The organism is Diaphorobacter sp. MNS-0 (assembly GCF_019602835.1).
GTDB lineage: Bacteria > Pseudomonadota > Gammaproteobacteria > Burkholderiales > Burkholderiaceae_C > Diaphorobacter > Diaphorobacter nitroreducens.
Genome location: NZ_CP080761.1, coordinates 755,509 through 780,577, shown reverse-complemented (window position 1 = coordinate 780,577; position 25,069 = coordinate 755,509). Strand labels below are relative to the sequence as shown.

22 protein-coding genes are annotated in these 25,069 nt (G+C 67.2%); 11 read left to right on the top strand and 11 right to left on the bottom strand.

The window, feature by feature from the left end; genetic code table 11:
- Positions 1-133 precede the first annotated feature (133 nt).
- Positions 134-772 carry a c-type cytochrome gene (locus K2L43_RS03760; protein WP_012655688.1) on the bottom strand — a complete coding sequence of 213 codons (639 nt, stop codon included), beginning with the start codon at positions 770-772 and terminating at the stop codon, positions 134-136.
- Between the two features lie 84 nt (positions 773-856).
- On the opposite strand from K2L43_RS03760, the gene yihA reads away from it, so the two are divergent.
- Both yihA and K2L43_RS03750 read left to right on the top strand, forming a co-directional pair.
- Entirely contained in the window at positions 857-1,579 is a 723-nt protein-coding gene (yihA, locus tag K2L43_RS03755) for a ribosome biogenesis GTP-binding protein YihA/YsxC (RefSeq protein ID WP_220638538.1), read from the top strand.
- 48 nt (positions 1,580-1,627) lie between these two features.
- Complete coding sequence (locus K2L43_RS03750; protein ID WP_220638537.1) at positions 1,628-2,557, top strand: alpha/beta fold hydrolase; 930 nt, start codon at positions 1,628-1,630, stop codon at positions 2,555-2,557.
- A 45-nt stretch (positions 2,558-2,602) separates the two neighbouring features.
- Here the strand turns inward: K2L43_RS03750 and K2L43_RS03745 are convergent, their stop codons facing one another.
- A complete protein-coding gene (locus K2L43_RS03745; protein ID WP_011804158.1) occupies positions 2,603-3,475 on the bottom strand; it encodes a lysophospholipid acyltransferase family protein in 873 nt (290 codons plus the stop codon).
- The gene (locus K2L43_RS03740) at positions 3,472-4,347 is read right to left on the bottom strand and encodes a lysophospholipid acyltransferase family protein (RefSeq protein WP_220638536.1); all 876 of its coding nucleotides are present in this window, start codon (positions 4,345-4,347) and stop codon (positions 3,472-3,474) included. The genes K2L43_RS03745 and K2L43_RS03740 overlap by 4 nt, the downstream gene beginning before the upstream one ends.
- Before the next feature lie 132 nt (positions 4,348-4,479).
- On the opposite strand from K2L43_RS03740, the gene metK reads away from it, so the two are divergent.
- From metK to K2L43_RS03705, 7 genes are all read left to right on the top strand, one after another.
- Positions 4,480-5,661, top strand: coding sequence for a methionine adenosyltransferase (gene metK / locus K2L43_RS03735; protein ID WP_011804156.1), 1,182 nt, complete (start codon positions 4,480-4,482; stop codon positions 5,659-5,661).
- Between the two features lie 781 nt (positions 5,662-6,442).
- Positions 6,443-6,628, top strand: a complete 186-nt coding sequence (locus tag K2L43_RS03730; RefSeq protein ID WP_011804154.1) for a DUF1328 domain-containing protein — start codon at positions 6,443-6,445, stop codon at positions 6,626-6,628.
- Between the two features lie 66 nt (positions 6,629-6,694).
- Positions 6,695-7,552: a cysteine hydrolase gene (locus K2L43_RS03725; RefSeq protein WP_220638535.1), complete on the top strand. Its 858-nt coding sequence runs from the start codon at positions 6,695-6,697 to the stop codon at positions 7,550-7,552.
- A 55-nt stretch (positions 7,553-7,607) separates the two neighbouring features.
- Complete coding sequence (locus K2L43_RS03720; RefSeq protein WP_012655679.1) at positions 7,608-8,642, top strand: bifunctional nicotinamide-nucleotide adenylyltransferase/Nudix hydroxylase; 1,035 nt, start codon at positions 7,608-7,610, stop codon at positions 8,640-8,642.
- 210 nt (positions 8,643-8,852) lie between these two features.
- The gene (locus tag K2L43_RS03715) at positions 8,853-9,143 is read left to right on the top strand and encodes a co-chaperone GroES (protein WP_011804151.1); all 291 of its coding nucleotides are present in this window, start codon (positions 8,853-8,855) and stop codon (positions 9,141-9,143) included.
- A gap of 90 nt (positions 9,144-9,233) precedes the next feature.
- Complete coding sequence (gene groL, locus K2L43_RS03710) at positions 9,234-10,868, top strand: chaperonin GroEL (protein WP_220638534.1); 1,635 nt, start codon at positions 9,234-9,236, stop codon at positions 10,866-10,868.
- Positions 10,869-11,138: 270 nt separating this feature from the next.
- Complete coding sequence (locus tag K2L43_RS03705) at positions 11,139-12,305, top strand: GGDEF domain-containing protein (protein WP_220638533.1); 1,167 nt, start codon at positions 11,139-11,141, stop codon at positions 12,303-12,305.
- A 30-nt stretch (positions 12,306-12,335) separates the two neighbouring features.
- Here K2L43_RS03705 and pgi read toward each other — a convergent pair whose 3' ends face one another.
- Positions 12,336-13,952, bottom strand: a complete 1,617-nt coding sequence (gene pgi / locus K2L43_RS03700) for a glucose-6-phosphate isomerase (protein ID WP_220638532.1) — start codon at positions 13,950-13,952, stop codon at positions 12,336-12,338.
- Complete coding sequence (gene tal, locus K2L43_RS03695) at positions 13,949-14,899, bottom strand: transaldolase (protein WP_220638531.1); 951 nt, start codon at positions 14,897-14,899, stop codon at positions 13,949-13,951. Before tal ends, pgi begins: the two co-directional genes overlap by 4 nt.
- A 195-nt stretch (positions 14,900-15,094) precedes the next feature.
- Between tal and zwf the strand changes: the two genes are divergently transcribed.
- A complete protein-coding gene (gene zwf / locus K2L43_RS03690) occupies positions 15,095-16,570 on the top strand; it encodes a glucose-6-phosphate dehydrogenase (RefSeq protein WP_220638967.1) in 1,476 nt (491 codons plus the stop codon).
- Positions 16,564-17,409, top strand: a complete 846-nt coding sequence (locus tag K2L43_RS03685; protein ID WP_012655673.1) for a MurR/RpiR family transcriptional regulator — start codon at positions 16,564-16,566, stop codon at positions 17,407-17,409. The genes zwf and K2L43_RS03685 overlap by 7 nt, the downstream gene beginning before the upstream one ends.
- Positions 17,410-17,670: 261 nt before the next feature.
- On the opposite strand, the gene K2L43_RS03680 is transcribed toward K2L43_RS03685, so the two are convergent.
- The 6 genes from K2L43_RS03680 to K2L43_RS03655 all read right to left on the bottom strand — a co-directional run bounded on the left by K2L43_RS03680 (position 17,671) and on the right by K2L43_RS03655 (position 25,055).
- A complete protein-coding gene (locus tag K2L43_RS03680) occupies positions 17,671-18,165 on the bottom strand; it encodes a YbhB/YbcL family Raf kinase inhibitor-like protein (protein ID WP_011804144.1) in 495 nt (164 codons plus the stop codon).
- Between the two features lie 78 nt (positions 18,166-18,243).
- Positions 18,244-20,157: a bifunctional UDP-sugar hydrolase/5'-nucleotidase gene (locus tag K2L43_RS03675; RefSeq protein WP_011804143.1), complete on the bottom strand. Its 1,914-nt coding sequence runs from the start codon at positions 20,155-20,157 to the stop codon at positions 18,244-18,246.
- Positions 20,158-20,334: 177 nt separating this feature from the next.
- Complete coding sequence (locus K2L43_RS03670; protein ID WP_011804142.1) at positions 20,335-21,369, bottom strand: ABC transporter ATP-binding protein; 1,035 nt, start codon at positions 21,367-21,369, stop codon at positions 20,335-20,337.
- Positions 21,366-22,343, bottom strand: a complete 978-nt coding sequence (locus tag K2L43_RS03665; RefSeq protein ID WP_012655671.1) for an ABC transporter ATP-binding protein — start codon at positions 22,341-22,343, stop codon at positions 21,366-21,368. The genes K2L43_RS03670 and K2L43_RS03665 overlap by 4 nt, the downstream gene beginning before the upstream one ends.
- A gap of 182 nt (positions 22,344-22,525) precedes the next feature.
- Positions 22,526-23,437, bottom strand: a complete 912-nt coding sequence (locus tag K2L43_RS03660) for an ABC transporter permease (RefSeq protein WP_011804140.1) — start codon at positions 23,435-23,437, stop codon at positions 22,526-22,528.
- Between the two features lie 46 nt (positions 23,438-23,483).
- Positions 23,484-25,055 (bottom strand): ABC transporter substrate-binding protein, encoded by a 1,572-nt coding sequence (locus K2L43_RS03655; RefSeq protein WP_220638966.1) that lies wholly within the window; start codon positions 25,053-25,055, stop codon positions 23,484-23,486.
- Positions 25,056-25,069 lie beyond the last annotated feature (14 nt).

Genomic DNA, 25,069 nt, shown 5'->3' with positions numbered 1-25,069 from the left:
CAGTCAACCCTGCGTGCGTAGGCCCATGAGAAAGGGCGGGCCATCCGTTCAGATGAGCCCGCCCGTCTTGGGTGCGATTATCGGCGGTAGGTTCCAAAGGCGCATCGGAGCACCCCTGGAAATTTGACGTGAATCAACGCAAACCGGCAATGTAGTCAGCCACGGCCTTGATCTCGCGGTCGTTGAGCTTGGCGGCCACGTCGCGCATCTGCACGTTGTTGCCACGCTTGCCGTCGCGGAAGTCCACCAGTTGCTTGACCGTGTAGTCGGCATGCTGGCCCGACAGGCGCGGGTACTGGGCAGGAATGCCGGAACCGTTGGGGCTGTGGCAACCGGCGCAGGCGGCAATGTTGCGCTCCTGGATGCCGCCGCGGTAGATGCGTTCGCCCATGGCGACCAGATCCTTGTCCTTGGCAAAGCCTTCCTTGGCTTGCTTGGAGGCCAGCCACCACGACACGTTGCGCATGTCGTCCTCGGAGAGGATGGCGGCCATGCCTTGCATGATGGGGTCAGCGCGCTTGCCGGCCTTGAACTCCTGCAACTGCTTGACCAGGTATTCCGGGTGCTGCTGCGCCAGCTTGGGGTTGGCTGCGATGGTGGAATTGCCGTCGGCGGCGTGGCAGGCGGCGCACACGGCGGCGTAGCTGGCCTCGCCCTTCACGAGATCAGGCTTCGCTGCCTTTTGCGGCGCCGGGGTTTCGCCTGCGGCAAGGGCCGAGGCAGCGGGGACTGCCAGTGCGGCAGCCATCAGCAGGGAGGCGAGCAACTTCATATCGGGGGATCTTGTGTTATGAGCGCAAAACCCCGCGATTCTACAATGCCCCCTGTTTCGCCCTATCCCTTGGAAAACCCATATATGCCGACCACATCACATGCGCCAGTTGCTGGCTCCCTCCCGCCAGCGCCGGACGCCAAGGTCGCCATGGGGTGGATGCACACCGCGCGCTTCCTGACGACGGCCGCGCAGTTGCACCATTTGCCCGCCATCGAGGTGCCCGAGATCGCCTTCGTGGGCCGCTCCAACGCAGGCAAATCCACCTGCATCAACACCCTCACCCAGCAGCGCCAACTGGCGTTTGCATCCAAGAAGCCCGGACGCACCCAGCACATCAACCTGTTCGCGCTGGGCAAGCAGGGCGCGACGGACGCGGTGCTGGCCGATCTGCCGGGCTACGGCTACGCGGCCGTGTCGCGCTCGGACAAGCTGCGCTGGCAGCAGGTGATGCTGAGCTACCTGGTGAGCCGCGAAAGTCTCACCGCCATCGTGCTGCTGTGCGACCCGCGCCTGGGCCTGACCGAGCTGGACGAGGCGCTGCTGAACGCCGTGCGGCCGCGCGTGGAGGCAGGGCTCAAGTTCCTGGTGCTGCTCACCAAGGCCGACAAGCTCACGCGCGCCGAGCAGGCCAAGGCACTGTCCATCACGCGACTGCAGGCCGGCGGCGGTGAGGTCAGGATGTTCTCCGCGCTCAAGAAGCAGGGCGTGGACGAAGTGGCGCAACTGCTGTGGCAGTGGGCCCACCCCGTCCAAAAAGAGGATGCGGCCGTGGAAGCCCTGCCGCCATTTGAAGACCAAAACTGACGCCAGCGCCCGTCCATCAAGCGCTGGCAGCTATGAAAGGCGTAGCGTATGGCGGAGACGATCACCCACACACTGCCGCACGGCATCACGCTGCACTGCCGCGTGGCCGGCATGCCGGGGCGCCCGGTGCTGCTGTTCCTGCACGGCTTTCCCGAAGGCGCGTTTATCTGGGATGCGCTGCTGGGCCATTTCGCCGATCCGGCACACGGCGGCTACCGCTGCGTGGCGCCCTGGCTGCGCGGCTATGCACCCTCCAGCGCGCCGGCTGCAATAGAGGCCTACCGCCCCAAACATCTGGTGCAGGACATCGCCGCGCTGATCGCCCAGGAAGCCGGTGCCGGCACGCCGCTGGCGGCGCTGGTGGCACACGACTGGGGCGGGGCCGTGGCCTGGAACCTGGCCAACCAGCATCCCGGACTGCTCAAGCGCCTGATGGTCATCAACGCGCCTCACCCTGGCGCCTTCTTGCGCGAGTTGCAGGGCAGTGCCGCGCAGCAGGAGGCCAGTGCGTACATGCACTTCCTGTGCCGCCACGATGCCGAGTCGCTGCTGGCCGAGAACGATTTCGCGCGCCTGTTCGGCTTCTTTCGCCGCGCCGATGGCAGCGCGCCCGGCTGGCTCACCCCTGCACTGCGCGCGCACTACCGCGCGCAGTGGGCTGCGGGGCTTGCCGGGCCTTGCAACTACTACCGTGCCAGTCCGCTGCGGCCGCCGCGCCCCGCGTCTGCCCGGGACGACGGAACGCCGGACATCCGCTCCCTCACGCTGCCCGCCGACATGCTGCAGGTGTCCGTACCCACGCAAGTGCTGTGGGGCATGGATGACCCCGCGTTGCTGCCCGGTCTGCTGCAGGGGCTCCAAGCCTGGGTGCCACGCCTGCAGGTGCAGCAGGTGCCGGGCGCCACGCACTGGGTGGTGCACGAGCAGCCGGGGCTGGTGCGCGACAACCTGGCGGATCTTCTTCGCCAGGCACTATGATTTTCGTAGCTGCTAGCGCCTACCAGATAAGCGCCAGAGCCATTTTTACTGATACACCGAATCCTGCCCCTCCGGGCGGGTCTTGAAGCGCTTGTGCACCCAGTAGTACTGCGCGGGCATGGTGCGGATGGCGGCTTCCAGCTCGCGGTTCATGCGCGCCGTGTCGGCCACATGGTCCTCGGTGGGAAAGTGGTCCCAGGCGGGGGTCAGCTCGGCCACGTAGCCCTCGGGCGTCATGCGGCTGTACAGCGCCACCACCTTGGCGCGCCCCAGGCGCGCAAAGCGCGACAGTGACGGGATGGTGGCCGCGTCCGGCATGGCGAAGAAGGGCACGAACACCGAGTCGTTCCTGCCGTAGTCCATGTCGGGCAGCAGGTACAGCAGCCCGCCCTTGCGCAGGCACGAGATGATGGGTTTCACGCCGTCGGCGCGGTTGAGCATGCGCACGTTGCCAAAGCGCTGGCGGCCCGCCATGAACCATGCGTCCAACACCGGGTCGGGGTTGGTGGCGAAGATCGAGGTGAACTCGCGCCGTGTGTTCAGCGGCAAGGCGAGGCCGCCTGCGTCCATGCTGTAGAAGTGCGGCGCGAAGACGATGGTTGGCGTGTCGCCTTCCAGCTCGTGCAGCGCGCCCACCAGCTTCACGCGACTGCGCACCAGCGCCTCGGAGCCCGACCACAACCAGCCGCGGTCCAGGAAGGTCTGGCAGAACACCACGAAGGACTCGCGCGCCCACGCGCGGCGCTGCGACTCGGGCACCTCCGGGAAGCACAAGGCCAGGTTGCGCAGCGCCACCCTGCGCCGCGGCACGGCCAGCACGAACAGCACCCGGCCGATGAACCGCCCCAGCGCACGCAGCGCCGGCAGCGGCAGGCGACCCAGCAAATTCAGCAGCGCGATGCCCGCGCGCGCCATCATGCGCGGCCCTCCGGCGGTGCATCGGCCCCGGCAGAGGTATGCATCTCCGCGCGGGGCTGCTTGTAGCGGGCGTAGCCCCACAGGTATTGGTCGGGGCTTTGGCGGATGAGGTATTCCATGGCTTGGTTGAGCTGCAGCACGGCCGCGTCGAGTGTAGGCGCCAGCGGCTGGGGCAAATCCTCCAGGTGCAGCACATAGCCGCGTCCGCGTGGCAGGCGCTCACACCGCGCCAGGATCACCGCCGCACCGGTCTGCTGCACCAGGCGCGCAGCCAGCGTCATGGTGTAGGCCGGGCGGCCGAAGAACGGCGACCACACCCCCAGCCCCTGCGGCGGCACCTGGTCAGGCAGCAGGCCCACCGCCTCGCCGCGCCGCAGCGCCTTGATCATCTGGCGCACGCCCTGCAACGTGGTGGGCACGGCCTGGATGCCGGGGCGGTTGCGCGCGGTCTGCATCACCTCGGCCAGCCAGCGCTGGCGCGCGGGCCGGTACAGGATGGTGATGGGGCCGTGCTCCGGCGACCAGCGCCGCGCCGCCGCCTGCACCGACAACTCGAAACAGCCAATGTGCGGCGTGAGGAACACGATGCCGAGGCCTTGGCCCCAGGCCCGTTGCACGCATTCAGCCCCGCGTATCTCGCAGGCCGGCGGCTCGGGCCACAGCCACAGACGCGGCGCCTCGGCCACCATGCGCCCCGCGTGCGCTATGGCCGCACGCACGTCACGCAAGGCATAACCCGCGCGCGCGGCGTTGTCGATGAAGCGGCGGCGGTAGGTGGGCGATGCGCAAAACGCCACCCAGCCAAGCGCCGCGCCAATGACATGCAGCAACCACAAGGGCAGCGCGGAAACGAGCCGAAAGAGGGATGACATTACAATGACGGTCGTCGCCGAGTTAAATGAGCAACTTGCAGGGCGACGTTAAACACAACTGCTAAAGCGTTCGCCGAGGCTCCATGAGGCTCTGGGCAACGCCCAAATGCTGACAACACGGAGTTTATTCAAATGGCGAACGATTTCCTCTTCACGTCCGAATCGGTCTCTGAGGGCCACCCCGACAAGGTGGCGGACCAGATCTCCGACGCCATCCTGGACGCGATCTTCACGCAAGACCCCCGCAGCCGCGTGGCAGCCGAGACGCTGACCAACACCGGCCTGGTGGTGCTGGCCGGCGAGATCACCACCAACGCACACGTGGACTACATCCAGGTGGCGCGCGACACCATCCAGCGCATCGGCTACGACAACACCGAGTACGGCATCGACTACAAGGGCTGCGCAGTGCTCGTGGCCTACGACAAGCAGTCCAACGACATCGCCCAGGGCGTGGACCACGCCAGCGACGACCACCTGAACACCGGCGCCGGTGACCAGGGCTTGATGTTCGGCTACGCCTGCGACGAGACGCCCGAGCTGATGCCCGCGCCCATCTACTACGCGCACCGCCTGGTCGAGCGCCAGGCCCAGTTGCGCAAGGACGGCCGCCTGCCCTTCCTGCGCCCGGACGCCAAGAGCCAAGTCACGATGCGCTACGTGGACGGCAAGCCCCACAGCATCGACACCGTGGTGCTCTCCACCCAGCACAGCCCCGACCAGAGCGAGACGGCGACCAAAATGAAGGCCAGCTTCACCGAGGCCATCATCGAGGAGATCATCAAGCCGGTGCTGCCCAAGGAATGGCTGCAGGACACCAAGTACCTCATCAACCCCACGGGCCGCTTCGTCATCGGCGGGCCGCAGGGCGACTGCGGCCTGACGGGCCGCAAGATCATCGTGGACACCTACGGCGGCGCCTGCCCGCACGGCGGCGGCGCATTCAGCGGCAAGGATCCAACGAAGGTGGACCGCAGCGCCGCCTACGCTGCGCGCTACGTGGCCAAGAACATCGTGGCCGCCGGCCTGGCGCGCCAGTGCCAGATCCAGGTGGCTTATGCCATCGGCGTGGCGCGCCCGATGAACATCACCGTGTACACCGAGGGCACCGGCGTGATCCCCGACGACCAGATCGCCCAGCTGGTGCAGGAGCACTTCGACCTGCGCCCCAAGGGCATCATCCAGATGCTGGACCTGCTGCGCCCCATCTACGCGAAGACCGCCGCCTACGGCCACTTTGGCCGCGAGGAACCCGAGTTCACCTGGGAGAGGACGGACAAGGCTGCCGCGCTGCGTGCAGCGGCCGGGCTGTAAGGCACGGCGACCCCCACCAGCGGGTGCGGCAGCCTTGCGGCACAAAGCCCAGGCGCTGCGCGCAGCGGCGGGGCTTTGAACCCCACGTCTGCGTCCAGGCAATCACTGAGCTTGGGGGCGGAGTTCATATCGCGCCGCGTTGCGAACGCAGACCAGTACGCCGCCGCGCGGCGCCAAGCGGCCGGCTTGTAAGCCTGTGCAGGCGCGGGTATCAACGCCGCGCGCGCTGCTGGCTGCTGGAGGTGCGCCGGCCGCGGTGGCGCAGGAACTGGGCTTTGAGGACCAGCGCCACTTCCATAACGCGTTCCGCGAAGGCGTGGCTACTGCGCCGGGAGATTCTCGGCGCTAAGGGCGGCGGCCTGCTGCAGGGCCGCAGCGATGCCCTGCTGGGCAAGGCCGCGCATGTATGCCCTTGCAGACACCATTTTTTCCAATACACCCCCTGCCCGCGCGTCCAGGCTGCCTAAGAATGCGCTGTTCACGCCAGCCTGTTCCTGCTGCTGGCGGGCACGCCGCGTGTGCTGCAGCGGCTGTACAGCGCCTGGACGGTTGCCATCATGCTGAAAGGGAACTGCTAATGGCCGCTACAGAACGCACGGGCGCCGTGCTGCTGCCGATCGCCGGCGGCGTGGCGCTGCATGCGCTGCGATAACCGGCAGCACTGTCAACACCCTCCTACACGCTGCCGTTTCGGCAGATGACGGAGTGCCTGCGCCAGCGCCCCTACTCTGATGCCCAGCCGCCGCACCCGCCGGCGGCCCATCCCAAGGAGGCCTATCCCATGCTCAAGTACGCGATCATCTTCGCCATCATTTCGCTCATTGCCGGCGCGCTCGGGTTCACCGGCGTGGCCGCTGGCTCGGCCGCCATCGCCAAGGTGCTGTTCGTGGTGTTCCTGGTATTGGCCGTGCTGTTCGTGGTGCTCGCGCTGCTGGGTATCGGGGCCGCGCGCAAAGCCATCAAATAGCGGTGCCGGCCGGATGCGGCCCCGCAGTTGCCTACACTGCAGGCCCTGCACGCTCGCATCCGCGCCATGACCCGCACCGTTCACCTGCTCGCCATCGATCCCCAGAACGACTTCTGCGATCTGCCCGCCGCGTGGCACTCGCGCGATCCCCATAGCGGCGCGGTAACCACCCCGGCGCTGCCCGTTCCCGGCGCGCATGCGGACATGCAGCGCCTGGCAGCGTTCATCCGCGCGCAGGGGGCAGGTATCGACCACATCACTGTCACCCTCGACTCGCACCAGCGGTACGACGTGGCGCACCCTGCCTACTGGCAGCGCAGCGACGGGGGCGCGGTGGCGCCCTTCACCGCCATCACCGCTGCGCAGGTCCGCGCGGGTGCGTTTGCGCCGCGTGACCCTGCGGCGCTGGCGCGCACACTGGACTACCTGGACACGTTGGAAACCCAGGGCCGTTACACCCTCATGGTCTGGCCCGTGCATTGCGAAATCGGCAGCTGGGGCCATGGCGTGCATACCGACGTGCTGGCCGCGTGCAGCGACTGGCAGGCGCATCGCGTGCGCGCCGTGCAGTCCGTCTTCAAGGGCATGAGCCCCTGGACCGAGCACTACAGCGCCGTGCAGGCCGAAGTACCCGACGCGGCCGACCCGCACACCACCCTGAACACCCAGCTGCTGGACCAATTGGCCAGCGCAGACCTGCTGCTCATCGCAGGCGAGGCCAGCAGCCACTGCGTGCGCGCCACTACCGAGCACATCATCCAGCACCTGGCCCGCCTGCACCCCGGGTGGAGCCCGCGGCGTTTGGTGCTGCTCACCGATTGCATGAGCCCCGTGGCCGGCTTCGAGGCGCAGCATGAGGCCTTCCTGGAAGCGATGCACGCCCAGGGTGCACGGCTGGCGACTTCAAGCGAAATTTGCCTCTAGCGCTTATCCATCAAGCGCGAGCAGCTCACTTTTTTGAGAACACACGAATCGCCGCATGTACGACACCGCCATCCTCATCGGCCGCTTCGAGCCCGTCCACACCGGCCATCTCGCCCTGCTGCGCGAAGCGCTGGTGCAGGCGCGGCAGGTCATCGTCATCGTCGGCTCGGCCTTCCAGGCGCGCACACCCAAGAACCCGTTCACCTGGCACGAACGCGAAGCCATGCTGCGCGGTGCTCTGCCCGAGGGCGACCGCACGCGCCTCACCGTGCTGCCGGTGCGCGACTACTACAACGAGGCGGTGTGGGTGGAGGCTGTGCGCAACGCGGTGGCGCGCCACAGCCCGCCGCAGGCGCGCGTAGGACTGGTAGGCCATTTCAAGGACGCCACGAGCAGCTACCTCAGCGCCTTTCCGGGCTGGGAATTGATACGCATGGAGCGCCAGGGCCGCATCGACGCGACCGCCATCCGCGACGCCTACTTCGGCGCCACACCCGCCACCGTGGCCCATGCGCTGCAGCCGCTGGCGCCCATGCTGCCGCCCGCCACGCAAGCGCTGTTGGAGCAATTCGCCCACACGCCGCACTTCGCCACACTGCAGCAGGAATGGCAGATGCTGCGCGGTTACCGCGCCGCCTGGGCAACGGCGCCCTACCCGCCCGTGTTCGTGACCGTGGACGCGGTACTGCGCTGCCAGGACCACGTGCTACTCATCCGCCGCGCCCACGCACCAGGGCGTGGCCTGCTGGCGGTGCCCGGCGGCTTCATCGAACAACGCGAGACGCTGTGGCAGTCCTGCCTGCGTGAACTGGCAGAGGAAACGAATTGCGCCCTGCCCGAGGCCACACTGCGCGCGGCGCTGCGCAGCGTGACGGTGTTCGACCACCCCGACCGCAGCCAACGCGGCCGCACCATCACCCACGCGCACTACTTCGACCTGCAGGACGCTCCGCTGCCCCCGGTGCAGGCGGCTGACGACGCGGCGCATGCCGAGTGGGTGGCCATCGACCGGCTCGCGGGCATGGAAGAAGCGTTCTTTGAAGACCACTTTCACATGCTGGACCACTTCTTGCGCCTCACAGTCCACTGAGGCGGACGGAGAAGTGCGGCTGCCCTCCGCAGTCCAGCACCTTGATCGCAGGCCCTGCCGACACTGCGGCCTTGAAACTGTCACGAATGCCTCTATCATTAGCACTCGAAACAGATGAGTGCTAACAACACCGCTGTGTCAGTTCCCTGCGCCCGCGTTGAGGGCGCGTTGTTTGATGTCGCAATCCTTTTTGTTATCAGGAGAGATGCAATGAATCTTCGCCCCCTGCACGATCGCGTGATCGTCAAACGTATCGAAAGCGAAACCACGACCGCCTCGGGCATCGTGATCCCCGACAACGCTGCGGAAAAGCCCGATCAAGGCGAAGTGCTGGCCGTTGGCCCTGGCAAGAAGAACGACAAGGGCGAGCTGATCGCCCTGAACGTGAAGGTCGGCGACCGCGTGCTGTTCGGCAAATACAGCGGCCAGACCGTGAAGGTCAATGGCGACGAGCTGCTGGTGATGAAGGAAGACGACCTGTTCGCGGTCGTCGAGAAGTAATCCCTTCTGGTCAACTCATTTTTCATAGCTGCCTGCGCTTGATAGACCAGCGTTGGCAGCCCATTTGATTCAAATTTGTAGGAGCCAAAAATGGCAGCAAAAGACGTAGTGTTCGGCGGCGAAGCCCGCGCTCGCATGGTTGAAGGCGTGAACATCCTGGCCAACGCGGTCAAGGTGACCCTGGGCCCCAAGGGCCGCAACGTGGTGCTGGAGCGCTCGTTCGGCGCCCCCACGGTGACCAAGGACGGCGTGTCCGTGGCCAAGGAAATCGAACTGAAAGACAAGCTGCAGAACATGGGCGCGCAGCTCGTGAAGGAAGTGGCTTCCAAGACCAACGACATCGCTGGTGACGGCACCACCACCGCTACCGTGCTGGCCCAAGCCATCGTGCGCGAAGGCTCCAAGTACGTGGCCGCCGGCCTGAACCCCATGGACCTCAAGCGCGGCATCGACAAGGCCGTGGCGGCCCTGGTGGAAGAGCTGAAGAAGGCCTCCAAGGCCACGACCACCTCCAAGGAAATCGCCCAGGTGGGTTCGATCTCCGCCAACTCCGACGAGTCCGTGGGCAAGATCATTGCTGACGCCATGGACAAGGTGGGCAAGGAAGGCGTGATCACCGTGGAAGACGGCAAGTCGCTGGAAAACGAGCTGGACGTCGTGGAAGGCATGCAGTTCGACCGCGGCTACCTGTCGCCCTACTTCATCAACAACCCCGAGAAGCAGTCCGCGATCCTGGACAACCCCTTCGTGCTGCTGTTCGACAAGAAGATCAGCAACATCCGTGACCTGCTGCCTACCCTGGAGCAAGTTGCCAAGGCTGGCCGTCCTCTGCTGATCATTGCTGAAGATGTCGAAGGCGAAGCCCTGGCAACTTTGGTGGTGAACACCATCCGCGGCATCCTGAAGGTCGTGGCCGTGAAGGCGCCTGGCTTCGGCGACCGCCGCAAGGCCATGCTGGAAGACATCGCCATCCTGACGGGCGGCAAGGTGATCGCCGAGGAAGTGGGCCTGACGCTGGAGAAGGTGACGCTGGCCGACCTGGGCCAGGCCAAGCGCATCGAAGTGGGCAAGGAAAACACCACCATCATCGACGGCGCTGGCGCCGCTGCGGACATCGAAGCCCGCGTGAAGCAGATCCGCATCCAGATCGAGGAAGCCACCAGCGACTACGACCGTGAGAAGCTGCAAGAGCGCGTGGCCAAGCTGGCCGGCGGCGTTGCCGTGATCAAGGTGGGTGCCGCCACCGAGGTCGAAATGAAGGAAAAGAAGGCCCGCGTGGAAGACGCCCTGCACGCCACCCGCGCTGCCGTGGAAGAAGGCATTGTGGCCGGTGGCGGCGTGGCCCTGCTGCGCGCCAAGCAAGCCGTGGGCGACAAGGTCAAGGGTGACAACGTCGACCAGGATGCCGGTATCAAGCTGGTGCTCAAGGCTGTGGAAGCTCCGCTGCGCGAAATCGTGGCCAACGCTGGTGGCGAGCCCTCGGTGGTGGTGAACGAAGTGCTCAACGGCAAGGGCAACTACGGCTTCAACGCCGCCAACGACACGTACGGCGACATGCTGGAAATGGGTATCCTGGACCCCACGAAGGTGACCCGCACGGCCCTGCAGAACGCCGCTTCCGTGGCCTCTCTGCTGCTGACGACCGAAGCCATGGTGGCCGAGGCGCCGAAGGACGAGTCCGCAGCCCCCGCCATGCCCGGCGGCATGGGTGACATGGGCATGTAATTGCCTGGGCCCCGCCTGCGCCCTGATGGCGCAGGCAGCACCCAACCCGCAAGCAGTGCTTGCGGGTTTTTTTTCGCCTGCGTGTGTGGCGGGTGACCTTCCGCGGCGCACCGCGCGCGGATCTGGCCTGCCGTCCCCCAATACCCCTACGCAAAAGCAAGCTTTGCGCTCCTCGCATAATTGTATTTATATGTAAATATTAGTAATTCATTGCTAGCGGTTCACTCTGGCCGTACCGCCATCGCACGGCCCTGCGCAGGAGCCTCCGCCATGCACACGACCCCTCGCCGTCTCTTTCCCTGCCTCCTCTCCCGCGACCCCTACCGGCGTGTGCGCGTCGGCATGGCGCTGCTCGCGCTGCTGCTGATGAGCTCCAGCGCCCTGGTGATGCTGTTGCTGCACCACCCCAGCGCAAACCACCACCTGGACGCTGTGCGGTGGTGGGCGGCGCTTTCGGTGGGGGGGCTCGCAGTCATCACGCTGCTGATCCGCACCGGCTGGTCCGAGCGGTTGCGCGATCCGTCTCTGACCCTGGTGCAAATGGCGTGGACCATCACCAGCGGCGCCGTGGCCTACGTGCTGGCAGGAGAAGGCCGAGGCGTGGTGCCCTCCGTGCTGGCCATGATCCTGTTCTTCGGTGCGCTGGGCCTGCCGCCGCGCCAGGTCGTGGGCATCGGGCTCTACGCGATGGCGGCGTTCTCGGTGGCTGTGGTCGTCTCGCCGCGTTTCTACGGAACGACTTTTGACGTCATGGATGGCGCCTACGCAGCCATGATCCTGATCGTGCTGGCCGGGTGCATGGTGGTGAACCTGCGCGTGCAGCAGATGCGCCAGCGCCTGGACCGGCAACGTGAGGCGCTGGCCGAAGCCCTCGCGGAAAACCGGGCGCTGGCCATGCGCGACGAGCTCACGGGCCTGTACAACCGCCGCGCCATGGTCGAGCTGATCCAGCTGGAGTGCCGGCGGCGCCGTCGCGGGCAGGGCACGTTGCTGTTCGCCATGATCGATGTGGACCATTTCAAGCGCGTCAACGACCACCACGGCCACGCCATGGGTGACCATGTGCTGCGGGTGTTCGCCGACGCCCTGCGCGCCAATGTGCGCGAAACCGATGTGCTGGCGCGCTGGGGCGGCGACGAGTTCCTGCTGCTGCTCAGCGACATCGAACCACGCAGCGCCCAGACCCTGCTGGAGCGCACGCGCGAAGCCATCGCTGCCCTGCCCGTGCCCAACGCACCGCCGGGCCTGCGCCTGAGCATGTCCGCCGGCCTGGCGCTGCACCTGCCCCATTCGTCACCCCAGGAAACGCTGGAGCGTGCCGACCAGGCGCTCTACGCCGCCAAGGACCAGGGCCGCAACCGGGTCGCCCTGGCTCCAGAACTCCAGCCGGCGCCTCTAGATGATGCGCCGGCCATGCCCCAGGCAGCGCGCGCCTGAGCCCCGTCAGAGCAGGAAGCGCACCCCGTTTCAGGCCGCCAGACGGCGCAACAGCCCCGCGCTGGACGGGTCCAGCCCCTGCACATCACCCGTGGCCAGACGCGGCTCCAGGTCCTTGGCGATGCCTTTGCCCAGTTCCACACCCCACTGATCGAAGCTGTTGATGCCCCAGAGCGCCCCGCTGGTGAACACCCGGTGCTCGTACAGCGCGATCAGCGCGCCCAGCGACGCCGGGTCCAGACGCTCCAGCAGCAGAAATGTGCTCGGCCGGTTGCCGCTGAAGCGCCGGTGGCCGTCGGCCTCTTCGGGCCGTCCCATCATCAGCGCCCGTGCCTGGGCCAAAGCGTTGGCCACCAGACGCGGGTGCTGGTCCGGCAAATCACGCCCCGGCTCGCGCAGCGCGATGAACTCCACGGGCACGGTGTCGGGCCCCTGGTGGATCATCTGAAAGAACGCATGCTGACCATTGGTGCCCGGCTCGCCCCAAACCACGGGAGAAGTGGCATAGGGCAGCGGCTGGCCGTGCGCATCCACCCCCTTGCCGTTGCTCTCCATCTCCAATTGCTGCAGGTACGCCGGCAGGCGGCGCAGGCCATGGCTATAAGGTGCCATGCTGCGGCTGGAGAAGCCGTGGAAATTGCGGTACCACAGGTCCAGCAGCGCCAGCCGCACGGGCAGGTTGGATTCCAACGGCGCGGTGCGGAAATGCTCGTCCATCGCATGTGCACCCGCCAGCAGTGCGCGAAAGTGCGGCGCGCCCACGGCAATGGCAATCGGCAGCCCGATGGCGGACCACAGCGAATAGCGTCCGCCCACCCAGTCCCAGAAGCCCAGCGTGGTGGTGATGCCGAACTGCGCCGCCGCTTCCAGGTTGGTCGTCAGTGCATAGAAATGGCGCGCCAGCGGCAGCCGCGCCCGCGCGTCCTCGCTGCCGCCCTGGTCCAGGAACCATGCCCGCGCCGCCTGTGCGTTGGACATGGTCTCGGCGGTGGTGAAGGTCTTCGACGCAATGAGGAACAGCGTGCTTTCGGGCCGCAGCTGGCGCAACAGGCTGCCCAGCTCCATGCCGTCGACGTTGGAGATGAAGTGCAGGCGCTTGCCCGGGTGGCGCAGGTCGTCCAGTGCCTTGACCACCATCGCCGGCCCCAGGTCCGAGCCGCCGATGCCGATGTTCACGATGTCGGTGATGCCATCGTCAGCGCGCACGCGCTCGGCGAGGGCCAGCATGTCCTCCAGCGTGGCGTGCACGTCGTGCAAGGCAGAGGCAATTTCAGGCGCTACTGTATCGATAGCTACTCGCGCTTGACCTGCATGCCCTGGAGCCGGTTTTCGCAACAACCAATGCATCACCGCGCGCTGCTCGGTGTTGTTGATCGGTCGGCCCTCGAACATCGCATCGCGGTAGGCCACCACGCCGCATTCACGCGCCAGCTGCAGCAGCAGCGCTTCGGTGGGCGCGTCGATCAGGTTCTTGGACAGGTCCGCAAACACATGCGGAGCGTCCTGGCTGAAGCGCTCGAAACGCTGCGCATCCTGCGCAAATGCGGCGCGCAGGTCGAAGCTGCGGCCGGCGCTTTCGTAATGGGCACGCAGGCGCCGCCACGCGGTCGTGTGGTCGCAGCGGGTGCGGGGATCGTCAAAATTCATGCAGCGGCTTGCATCAGTTGTTCCAGCTTGGCCGCGTCCGCCGCAAATGCGCGGATGCCTTCAGCCAGCTTCTCGGTGGCCATGGCGTCGGCATTGAGCGCATAGCGAAAGCCCGCCTCGTCGTACTGCACGGGTTGCAGCGCAACGCGGCGTGCCGCGTCGGGGTCGAGCACGCGTGCCACCGGAGCATTGCTGGCGGCCAGCTGGGCCAGCAGTTCGGGGGCAATGGTCAGCAGGTCGCAGCCCGCCAGCGCGACGATCTGCCCGGTGTTGCGAAAACTCGCACCCATGACCTCGGTGCCGATGCCGAAGTGTTTGTAATGGTTGTAGATGGCGCGCACGGACTGCACGCCCGGGTCATTGGCGCCGGCCATGGCGGCCTCGTCCCAGTTGGCGCCGGCCTGCTTCTTGTACCAGTCGTAAATGCGCCCGACGAAGGGCGAAATGAGCTGCACCTTCGCCTGACCACAGGCCACCGCCTGTGCAAACGAAAACAGCAGCGTAAGGTTGGTGTGGATGCCGCGCTGCTCCAGTTGGCGCGCGGCCTGGATGCCCTCCCACGTGGCGGCGATCTTGATGAGCACGCGGTCGATGTGCAGCCCTTCGGCCTGGTACAGCTCCACGATGCGCTCCGCACGCGCCACGGTCGCTGCGGTATCGAACGACAGGCGTGCATCCACCTCGGTGGACACGCGCCCAGGGATGATCGACAGGATCTCGCAACCGAAACGCACGATCAGGCGGTCCATCAGCTCGTCGATGGCGCGGCCATGCCAGCGCGTCACGCAGTCCTTGAGCAGCGGCGCGTACTCGGGCTTTTGCACGGCCTTGAGGATCAGCGAAGGGTTGGTGGTGGCGTCCTGCGGCTGGAACTGGGCCAGCTGCTTGAAATCGCCGGTGTCGGCCACCACGGTGGTGTACTGCTTGAGCGCGTCGAGTTGGTTCATGGCGTGTTGTCCAGGGAGAAAGGCGCGGGGAGCCCAGCCCCGGCGCGTAACCGGCAAGTGTATGCGCGGCCACGGCCCGTCCCGTATCGGTCAATGCCGACCATGAAACTCGATAACATCGTGCACTGGATACGGACCACATGCGGGCACCGTTTTCCCATCGATCAACCCTCTACACATCACCGCAGCTGGCTCATGAGCTTTGATCTGGTCCTCTTCGGCGGCACGGGCGACCTCGCCTGGCGCAAGCTGCTGCCTGCCTTGTTCCAGGCTTTTCGCCACGGGTCGCTGCCGCCGCAGGGGCGCATCATCGGCGTGGCGCGCGACGCGCTGAGCGACGATGACTACCGCGCGCTGATTGCCCGGCGCTTTGCCGATGTGGAGGGAGAAAAGCGCCCCAGCGACGAAGAATTCGAACGCTTTGCCGCGGTGTTGCAGTACCAGCGCATGGATCTGTCCCAGCCAGAGGATTACGCCCTGCTGGCGCGGCGCCTGCGCGAGCGCCACGCCGACACGGTGGTGATGTACCTGGCCACCGCGCCCGCGCTGTTCACCACCGTCTGCGAGCAGCTCGGCGCTGCCGGCCTGGCGACGCCCGCCACCCGCGTGGTGCTGGAAAAGCCCCTGGGGCACGATTTGGCTTCCAACCGTGCCATCAACGCCGCGGTGCGCAGCGTGTTCGACGAACGGCAGATCTTCCGCATCGACCACTACCTGGGCAAGCCCTCGGTGCAGAACCTGCTGGCGCTGCGCTTTGGCAACGCGCTGTTCGAACCCCTGTGGCGGCGCGAGACCGTCGCCAGCATCGAGATCACCATGGCCGAGCAGCTGGGCGTGGAGCAGCGTGGCGCCTTCTACGACCAGACCGGCGCGCTGCGCGACATGGTGCAGAACCACGCGCTGCAGCTGCTGTGCGCGATCGCCATGGAGCCGCCCATCAACGCCCATGCCGATGCCATCCGCGATGAGAAGCTCAAGGTGCTGCGTTCGCTGAGTACGTGGACACCCGCCACGCTGCTGCAGGACGTGGTGCGCGGCCAGTATTCCACCGGCACCACGGCCTGCGAGGGCGTGCGCGCCTATGCCGACGAGGACGGCGTGGCGCCCGGCAGCACCACCGAAACCTTCGTCGCCCTGCGCACCGAGATCGCCAATTGGCGCTGGGCGGGCGTGCCGTTCTACATCCGCACCGGCAAGCGCCTGGCCGCGCGCGAGGCACACATCGCCATCAACTTCCGCCCCACGCCCCACGCCATCTACCGCACGCCGCTGGGCGCGGCCAACCGCCTGGTGATCCACCTGCAGCCGCGCGACGGCTTGGCGCTGCACCTGTTTGCCGCGGGGCAGGAAAAGCGCGGCATGCGCATTTCCGAAGCCCAGGCGCTGGCGCCCGTGCAGCTGGACCTGGACTTCGACCAGCGCTTTGGCAGCCAGCGCGTGGGCGCGTACGAGCGGCTGCTGCTGGACGTGATCGCCGGGCGCCTGAATCTGTTCGTGCGCGCCGACGAACAGGAAGCCGCCTGGCATTGGGTGGAACCCATCATGCAGGCCTGGGCCGAGCAGAACGCCCGTGGCGAAGGCCCGCGCCCGTATGCCGCTGGCAGCTGGGGCCCCAGCGCCGCCAGCGCGCTGGTGGCCCGCGAAGGACACACCTGGATGGAAGAATGCTAGACCGCATCACCGCTTCCCTGCCCTCGCTCGCCCCCGCCGAGCAGCGCGTGGCCCAACTCGTGCTGGACGACCCGCGCGCCTTTGCCCACCTGCCGGTGCGCGAGCTGGCCGCGCGCGCGCGCGTCAGCAAGCCGACAGTGGTGCGCTTTTGCCGCAGCATGGGCTATGACGGCCTGGCGGACTTCAAGCTCAAGCTGGCCGGCAGTGTGAGCGAGGGCGTGCCCTTCATCCACCGCAGCGTGGACGCCGACGACAAGACCAACGACGTGCTGGTGAAGGTGGTGGACAACGCCGTGGCCGCCTTCCTGCAGTACCGCAGCGCCGCCAGTACCAATGCGCTGGAGCGTGCGGCCGAGGCCATCGCCAGCACCTGGCAGACGGGGCGGCGCATTGAGTTCTACGGCGCGGGCAACTCCGGCATCGTGGCGCAGGACGCGCAGCACAAGTTCTTTCGCCTAGGCATCACCAGCATCTCCACCAGCGACGGCCACATGCAGGTGATGAGCGCCACGTTGCTGGGCCCGGGCGACTGCGCGGTGATCATCAGCAACTCGGGCCGCACGCGCGACCTGATGGACGCAGCCGACATCGCGCGCAAGAACGGCGCAACCACCATTGCCATCACCGCCAGCGGCTCGCCGCTGGCACACACCTGCCGCATCCACCTGGCGGCCGACCACCCCGAGGGCTACGACCGCTACAGCCCCATGGTCTCGCGCCTGTTGCACCTGCTCATCATCGACGTGGTCGCCACCTGCGTGGCGCTGCGCATCGGCGAGCCGCTGCAGCCGGTGCTGCAGCAGATGAAGAACAACCTGCGGGCCAAGCGGTATACCTGAGGGCACCCCCCTGAGCGGCTGCGCCGCTTCCCCCTCTCTCTACGCGCTGCGCGCTACGGGAGAGGGACACCGCCAGCGCCCGGGCCAAGCCCGCTGCGCGGCGGTTGCTGGGATGGGGCGCGCCAGTTCCATGCCGTGCGCCCTATGGCGAAGCACAAAAACAATAGCTGCTACCGCCTGCCCTGCTTGGACTTCAGAAACAAAAGCATCTGAAATCAAGCATTGGCAAGCGGTAGCAGCTCTCTTTTTCAGAGCGCCGCTTCAGCGCCCGTAGGTGGCGGTGAAGCTCGCCTTGGCCAGGGTGTGGGCGTTGACCATGAAGCCGGCGAGCGCGGCGGGGGCGTCGTCGGGCACATCGATGCGCTCCACCGACAGCGCATGCACCGTGAAGATGTAGCGGTGCGGCTTGTCGCCAGGCGGCGGGCACATGCCGCCCCAGGCGTACTGCCCGTAGTCGTTGCGGATCTGGCGCGCGCCAGCCGGCAGGTGGGCGCCGCCCTTGGCGCCGGCGTTGGCGGGCAGCTCACTCACCGAAGCCGGCAGATCGATCACATACCAGTGCCAGAAGCCCGAGCCCGTGGGCGCGTCGGGGTCGTACACGTTCACGGCAAAGCCCTTCGTGCCCTCGGGCGCGCCGCTCCAGCGCAGCACGGGCGACTGGTTCCGACCGCTGCAGCCAAAGCCGTCGAACTCGAAGCTCTGTGCAATGGTGCTGCCGTCGGCGATGTCGGGACTGGTGAGGGTGAAGGCGGTCATGCGCGGTACTCCTGGGGTTCGTTGACGGGAAAGCGTCAGTATGCCCGCGCATTCCCGCCGTTCACTTCACGGGTCCCGTCACTGCCCCGCGAAGCTCTTGGTGCTGTAGAGCTCGTGCGGCAGCCGGTTCAGCACGGGCAGGCCGGTGGCGGCGTCGCGCGGCTGCTTGTCGATGTAGCTGAAGAAGACATCGGCATCCAGCACGCCGATGTCCAGGCGCCGCGCCGCGGGCACGGCCGCCAGCGTCTTGTAGCCGTCGCCGCCCGTGGCGTTGAAGCTCAACACGAAGAGCCTGTAGGTCTTGGCCGGATCGATCGGCCCCCAGGTGCCGGTGGCGGCGTTGCGCACTTCGAGACCGGAGGCGCGCTGGCCGAAGGCGGCCGAGGCGTTCACGTCGAAGCGCAGGCCGCCGGTATAGGGATAGGGCCCGGTCGATCCGCCCGCCTTGAACACGGCCTCCAGGCCGTCTTCGAGCATGGATTTGACCTCTGCACCGGTCACGTCCAGACGGAACAGCATGTTGCCGAAGGGCAGCACCTGGATCACCTGCGCTGCTGTCACCGTGCCGTCCAGCGCAATGCGCACACCGCCGCCGCTTTGCAGCGAGATGTCGGCGCCGCCGTACTTGGCATTGCCCTCGTCCACGTAGGCCTGCGCCACCAGCTGCTGGATGTCGCCACCGCGCAGATGCACGCTGCCTTCGGCGTTGCATGTGGGGCTGGAGCCGCCCGAGCCGGGATTGCCCGGCACGCGGCGGAAGCACAACTCCTTCGGCACCACCGCCACGTTGGTCTTGTTGAAGACGGCCACGCGGTCCTTGAACGGCTGCAGCGCCGTGGTGGCGGCGGCGGCTGGCTGCGTCACGCGCAGAAAGCCCTTGGCCGCCACGTCGGCATCGATGGCCTTCTTTTCGGCATCGGTCGGGGGCAATTTGTTGATGGTGAAGTCGCTACCGATCAGCACATGCGGCGTGCCGCTGCACTGCGTGACCTCGCCCTTGCCGTCAAAACGCACCTTCAGCTCGCCCACCACCTGCGCGTATTCCCAGGCCTGCACCACGCAGACGTTCTTGCCGTCCTTGTCGGTCACGCGCGTGGGATAGGCGCCACTGGGCGTGCCCACGCCCGTGGTCTTGAGCGCGTCGGGGCCCAGCAGCGTGTGCGAATCGCCGCCCACGATCACGTCCACGCCGCTGAGCTTGGCGGCGATTTCCTTGTCGTAGCCATAGCCCACGTGGCTCATGACGATGATCTTGTTGATGCTCTGGGCACGCAGCTTGTCGATCTCACGCTGCGCCGCCGTGACTTCGTCCTCGAACGTGGTGTCCGCGTCGGGGCTGGACGAGGCCTTGGTCTTGCCCGCAATCGTCAGGCCGACGATGCCGATCTTCTGGCCGCTGCGCTCCACCACGGTGGAAGGCTGCACGTAACCGGGTGCCTTGGTGGCGTTGAGCGCCGAGCCGGCACCGAACTTCACGTTGGCGCTGAGCACCGCCGTCTTGCAGGACCCCTTCTTGAGCAGGTCCAGGAATCCCTTGAGGCCCGCGTCACCCTTGTCGAACTCGTGGTTGCCCAGCGTGAAGGCGTCGAAGCACACGGTGTTCATCAGCGCGGCATCGGCCTCGCCGTCCGCGCCTGCGCGGTTGAAGTACAGCGTGCCGGTGAGCGCGTCGCCCGCATGCAGCTTGAGCACGTTGGCGCCCGCGGCCTTGGCCAGGCTGTCGAAGGCCGCGGTGACGCGCGCAAAGCCACCGGCTTCGACGGCCACGTCCACAGGCGCGGCGCCGCCCGTGGACAGCTTCAGCGTCTTGGACTTGGCGTCCAGCGTGGAGTGGTGGTCGTTGATGTGCAGGACGGTCAGCTCCAGCGGCTGGGCCTCGTCGTCATCGTTGCCACCGCATGCCGCCAGCACGCCACACGCCGCCAGCGCCACCGCGCCCATCCGCACCCGCCGCCCGTAGGGCTTGTTGGCCCATTGCATCCACGAACCCATGTTCTCGCTCCCTGTTGAATCGTTACAGAGTGGAGATGGTGGGAAGCAAGGATGACAGCGCCGTGAAAGCCCCACACGCGCGCCCGTAGAACAGGGCGCGCGCAGCCTCTTTGCTCACATAAAAAGAGCATTTACCGCTTGCTGCACAAGCGTTAGGGCCGTTTTTCTATCGAACCCTCATACCGCCAACTCCACCAACGGGATGCGTTTTTCCTGCACGCCGTGGCAGGCCACGCGCGTGCCGCCGTCATCAATGAGCTGGGGGCGCTCGGTGCGGCAGCGGTCGTTGGCGTAGGGGCAGCGTGGGTTGAACGCGCAGCCCGGCGGCGGGTTGAGCGGGTTGGGCACCTCCCCTTGCACGGGCGTGCGCGCGCGGCCGGTGTCGTGCATCTTGGGGATGGCGTCCAGCAACATGCGCGTGTAAGGGTGGCGCGGGTTCTCGAACAGCACCTTCTTGTCGGCCAGCTCCACCAGCCGGCCCAGGTACATCACGCCCACCTGGTCGCTCACGTGGCGCACCACGGCCAGGTTGTGGCTGATGAACAGGTAGGTGAGCTGCCGCTGGCGCTGCAGGTCCTTCATGATGTTGAGCACCTGCGCCTGCACGGACACGTCCAGCGCGCTGGTGGGTTCGTCGCACACCAGGAACTCGGGCTCGGTGGCCAGGGCACGCGCAATCGAGATGCGCTGGCGCTGCCCGCCCGAGAACTGGTGCGGGTACTTGGCCATGTCCAGCGGCGACAGGCCCACGGACTGCAGCAGTTCGCCCACGCGCTTCTTGAGCTGTGCAGCGTCGGTGATGAGACCATGCTCGCGCAGGGGCTCGCCGATGATGTCCTCCACCAGCCATCGGGGGTTCAGGCTGGCATAGGGGTCCTGGAAGATCATCTGGATGCGCCGGCGCATGGCGCGCGCATCCTTGCCCTTGAAAGCGGCGTGCGCGTCCTGCCCGTCGAAGGTGAGGCCGCCGCGCGTGGGCTCGTACAGCCCCACCAGCAGGCGCGCCACGGTGCTCTTGCCGCAGCCGGACTCGCCCACCAGGGCCAGCGTCTTGCCGCGCTCGATCGTGAATCCCACGCCGTCCACCGCATGCAGCAGCGCGCGCGGCTTGCGCTCGATGACGCGGTTGAGCCAGGGCGCGGAGACGTCGAACGTCTTGGCGAGGTCATGCGCCTGCACCAGCGGTGCGGTGGTGGTCGTCGTGGAGCTCATGCGGCCACCTCGCTCGTCACGTCGTGCAGCCAGCATGCGGCCTGCGTAGCGCCGGCGGGCATGAGGTCGGGGCGCGCCTGGCGGCAGCGGTCGAAGGCGCGCGGGCAGCGCGGGTTGAAGGCGCAGCCCTCGGGAATGGCGTTCAGGCGGGGCATGGCTCCGTCGATCTGGTTGAGGCGCTCGCGGTCCTGCTCCATGTCGGGAATGGACGCCATGAGGCCGGCGGTGTAGGGGTGGGCGGGCTGGTTGATGACCTCGTGCACGGGGCCGATTTCGGCCACGCGGCCGGCGTACATCACGGCCACGCGGTCGCAGGTCTCGGCGATCACGCCCATGTCGTGGGTGATCAGCATCACGGCCGCGCCGCGCGTCTTGCAGATGCTCTTGAGCAACTGGATGATCTGCGCCTGGATGGACACGTCCAGCGCCGTGGTGGGCTCGTCCGCCACGATGAGCTGCGGCTCGGCCGCCAGCGCCAGGGCAATCACCACGCGCTGGCGCATGCCGCCCGAGAACTGGTGCGGGTAGTGGTCGATGCGCTGCTCGGCCGCGGGAATGCCGGTGTCCTTGAGCAGGTCGATGGCCCGCTGGCGCGCCTGCGCGGCGCTCATGGGCAGGTGGGTGAGGATGGTCTCCACCAGTTGCTGGCCCACGGTGTACAGCGGGTTGAGCGAAGTCAGCGGGTCCTGGAAGATCGCGCCGATCTTGCGCCCGCGGATGTGGCGCATCTGCTCGTGCGGCAGGTTGTCGATGCGCTGGCCCTGCAGCACGATCTGGCCCGAGGCCACGCGCCCCGGCGGCTCCAGCAGACCGATGATGGACGCGCCCGTGAGCGACTTGCCCGCGCCGGACTCGCCCACCACACCCAGGATTTCGCCCGGCGCGATGGAGAACGACACGTTGTCCAGCGCGCGCAGCGTGCCGCGGCGGCCAGGGAATTCGACGACGAGGTTGTGGACTTCGAGAAGTGACATATCAGTTATCCAGTGCGGTGCGCGCCGCCCGCATCGCATGAAACGGGCGCCCCCATAACGAGGGCAGCCGAGCAAGGGTCCGGGCCGGCCGCGCCGCAGCGAGGGCTGCGCCCCCCTGCCCGCATGGCGCAGCCATGCGAGAGCGGGGAGAAGGCGCAAAGCGACTCAGGAGGTGTTCCATTTCAGCGCAGGCGCGGGTTGAGTGCATCGCGCAGCCAGTCGCCCAGCAGGTTCACGGACAGCGCGATCAGCACCAGCATCACGCCGGGGAAGACAGTGATCCACCACTCGCCGGAGAACAGGTAGTCGTTGCCGATGCGGATCAGCGTGCCCAGCGAGGGCGAAGTAGGCGGCGCGCCCACTCCCAGGAAGGACAGCGTGGCTTCGGTAATGATGGCCGTGGCCACCTGGATGGTGGCCAGCACCATGACCGGCCCCAGCACATTGGGCAGCACATGCTTGCGCATGATGCGCAGCGGCGACACGCCGGTGACGCGCGCGGCCTGCACGTATTCCTTGTTGCGCTCCACCAGCGTGGAGCCGCGCACGGTGCGCGCGTACTGCACCCAGCCCGTGAGCGAGATCGACAGGATCAGCACGCCGAAGGCCAGCGAATCGGGCGCGTTGGGGAACACCGCACGCCCCACGCCGGCAATCAGCAGCGCGATCAGGATGGCGGGAAACGACAGCATCACGTCGCACAGGCGCATGAGCACGCCATCCACCCATCCGCCGCGAAAGCCCGCCACCAACCCCAGCGCCACGCCCACGACGACCGACAGCGCCACGGAGGCCAGGCCCACCACCAGCGAGATGCGCGCGCCGTAGATCAGCGCCGAAAGGATGTCGCGGCCCTGGTCATCGGTGCCCAGGGCGTACTTCCAGGTGCCTTCGGCCTGCCACACGGGCGGCAAGCGCGCGTCCGACAGCTCCAGCGTGCTCAGGTCGAACGGGTTGTGTGGCGCCACCCAGCCGGCAAAGATGGAGCAGAACACGCACACGGCGGCAATCAGCGCCGCGATGATGGCCACGGGCGAGGTGCGAAAGCTGTGGGCCACGTCGCTGTCGTACCAGCGCAAGAGCGTTTGTTTCATGAGCGAAGGGTCAGGCAAAAAAGGGGAAGGCGGCAAGGTCGTACGGTCAGGGGCCCACGCCCATCCACTTGAAAGGCATGGTGTTGTCGGCCATCTGCACCAGGCGGATCTTCTTGGACACGCCCCAGGCCAGGGCCTGCTGGTGCAGCGGGATGTAGGCAATGTCGGCGGCCTGCAGCAGCAAAGCCTCGCGCAGCAGCACATCGCGCCGGGTCTTGTCGGTCTGCGTCTGGACCTGCAGCAGCAGCGCGTCCAGCCGCGGGTTGCAATAGCCCCCCAGGTTGAAGTGGCCCGCGCCTTCGCCGCGCGGGCAGGCCGCCAGCGCGTTCAGCGCACCGTGTGCGTCGTAGGTGGAGGGCGTCCAGCCCATCAGGTAGAAGCCCGCGTCGCGTCGCAGGATGCGCGGGTAGTACTGCGCCTTGGGCTCCGCGCGCACCGTCACGCGCACCTGCAGGGTCGCCAGCTGTGCAGCGATGGCGGTGCACAGCGCCGCGTCGTTCACATAGCGGTCGCTGGGGCAGTCCAGCGTGAGCGCGAAGCCCTCGCCATAGCCGGCCTGCGCCATGAGCGCGCGCGCGGCCGCCACGTCGTGCGGCAGCCGCTTGACGTCGGACTGAAAGCCATTGACGCCCGGTCCCACGATGAGCGCGGCGGGCGTGGCGGCGCCGCGCATCACGTTCTTGATGAGCGCATCAATGTCGATGGCCTGGTAGAAAGCCTGGCGCACGCGCCGGTCCTTGAAGGGGTTGGCGCCGCGCACGCTGGCGTACGGCAGCTCGTCGCTGTGCTGGTCCATGCCCAGGAACAGCGTGCGCAACTCGGGCCCCGTGACCACGCGCACCAGTCCGGCGGCGCTCACGCGCTCGATGTCCTGCACGGGCACGGGCTCCATCACGTCCACGCGGCCGGCCAGCAGCGCGGCCACGCGCGCCTCGTTGTCCGGAATGGGCAGGAAGACGATCTGGCGTGCGTTGCTCTCGATGGTGCCCCAGTAGCGCGTGTTGCGCTCGAACACGGTGCGCTGCTGCGGGCGACGCTCGGCCAGGCGGAACGGCCCCGTGCCATTGGCGCGCAGCGCGGCGGCCTGCCCCGCGGCCCCGCGCGCGTCGCCTACCTGCGCGAGACCCTGCGCCTCGCTCCAGCGCTGGTTCATCAGGTAGACGTGCGACAGCAGGGCCGGCAGCAGCGGCGTGGGCTCGCGGGTTTCGATCTCGATGGTGTGCGCGTCCAGCTTGCGCACCTCGCGCACGCCGCTCAGGTAACTGCGCATGTCCGAGCCGTCGGACTGCGCGCGCCGCAGCGAAAACACCGCATCGTCGGCCGTGAAAAGCGCACCGTCGTGAAAGGACACGCCGCGGCGCAACTCGAAGCGCCACACGGTGGGGGTGGTCGCACGCCAGGCCAGCGCCAGCGCAGGCACCAGGCTCAGATCCTTGTTGCGTCCCACCAGAGGCTCGTACACATTGCCGGTCAGGCTGAGCTGCAGCGATTCATTGAGCGCATGTGGGTCCATCGACAGCGCATCGCCCTGGTTGGCCACACGGATGGTTTGCGCATTAGCTACCAAAAATATAGCTGCCAGCGCTTGCAGTACAAGCGCCAGCGCCATATTTCGCATCAAGACCGTGCTCC

Bases quoted from the DNA above. Each gene is read 5' to 3' on its own strand.
- K2L43_RS03670 (WP_011804142.1), bottom strand. From the start codon at position 21,369: ATGAGCTCCACGACGACCACCACCGCACCGCTGGTGCAGGCGCATGAC.
- tal (WP_220638531.1), bottom strand. From the start codon at position 14,899: ATGAACCAACTCGACGCGCTCAAGCAGTACACCACCGTGGTGGCCGAC.
- K2L43_RS03725 (WP_220638535.1), top strand. From the start codon at position 6,695: ATGACCCGCACCGTTCACCTGCTCGCCATCGATCCCCAGAACGACTTC.
- K2L43_RS03760 (WP_012655688.1), bottom strand. From the start codon at position 772: ATGAAGTTGCTCGCCTCCCTGCTGATGGCTGCCGCACTGGCAGTCCCC.
- pgi (WP_220638532.1), bottom strand. From the start codon at position 13,952: ATGAATTTTGACGATCCCCGCACCCGCTGCGACCACACGACCGCGTGG.
- K2L43_RS03720 (WP_012655679.1), top strand. From the start codon at position 7,608: ATGTACGACACCGCCATCCTCATCGGCCGCTTCGAGCCCGTCCACACC.
- groL (WP_220638534.1), top strand. From the start codon at position 9,234: ATGGCAGCAAAAGACGTAGTGTTCGGCGGCGAAGCCCGCGCTCGCATG.
- K2L43_RS03750 (WP_220638537.1), top strand. From the start codon at position 1,628: ATGGCGGAGACGATCACCCACACACTGCCGCACGGCATCACGCTGCAC.
- K2L43_RS03655 (WP_220638966.1), bottom strand. From the start codon at position 25,055: ATGCGAAATATGGCGCTGGCGCTTGTACTGCAAGCGCTGGCAGCTATA.
- K2L43_RS03685 (WP_012655673.1), top strand. From the start codon at position 16,564: ATGCTAGACCGCATCACCGCTTCCCTGCCCTCGCTCGCCCCCGCCGAG.
- metK (WP_011804156.1), top strand. From the start codon at position 4,480: ATGGCGAACGATTTCCTCTTCACGTCCGAATCGGTCTCTGAGGGCCAC.
- K2L43_RS03675 (WP_011804143.1), bottom strand. From the start codon at position 20,157: ATGGGTTCGTGGATGCAATGGGCCAACAAGCCCTACGGGCGGCGGGTG.
- K2L43_RS03660 (WP_011804140.1), bottom strand. From the start codon at position 23,437: ATGAAACAAACGCTCTTGCGCTGGTACGACAGCGACGTGGCCCACAGC.
- K2L43_RS03715 (WP_011804151.1), top strand. From the start codon at position 8,853: ATGAATCTTCGCCCCCTGCACGATCGCGTGATCGTCAAACGTATCGAA.
- K2L43_RS03745 (WP_011804158.1), bottom strand. From the start codon at position 3,475: ATGATGGCGCGCGCGGGCATCGCGCTGCTGAATTTGCTGGGTCGCCTG.
- K2L43_RS03680 (WP_011804144.1), bottom strand. From the start codon at position 18,165: ATGACCGCCTTCACCCTCACCAGTCCCGACATCGCCGACGGCAGCACC.
- yihA (WP_220638538.1), top strand. From the start codon at position 857: ATGCCGACCACATCACATGCGCCAGTTGCTGGCTCCCTCCCGCCAGCG.
- K2L43_RS03730 (WP_011804154.1), top strand. From the start codon at position 6,443: ATGCTCAAGTACGCGATCATCTTCGCCATCATTTCGCTCATTGCCGGC.
- zwf (WP_220638967.1), top strand. From the start codon at position 15,095: ATGAGCTTTGATCTGGTCCTCTTCGGCGGCACGGGCGACCTCGCCTGG.
- K2L43_RS03705 (WP_220638533.1), top strand. From the start codon at position 11,139: ATGCACACGACCCCTCGCCGTCTCTTTCCCTGCCTCCTCTCCCGCGAC.
- K2L43_RS03740 (WP_220638536.1), bottom strand. From the start codon at position 4,347: ATGTCATCCCTCTTTCGGCTCGTTTCCGCGCTGCCCTTGTGGTTGCTG.
- K2L43_RS03665 (WP_012655671.1), bottom strand. From the start codon at position 22,343: ATGTCACTTCTCGAAGTCCACAACCTCGTCGTCGAATTCCCTGGCCGC.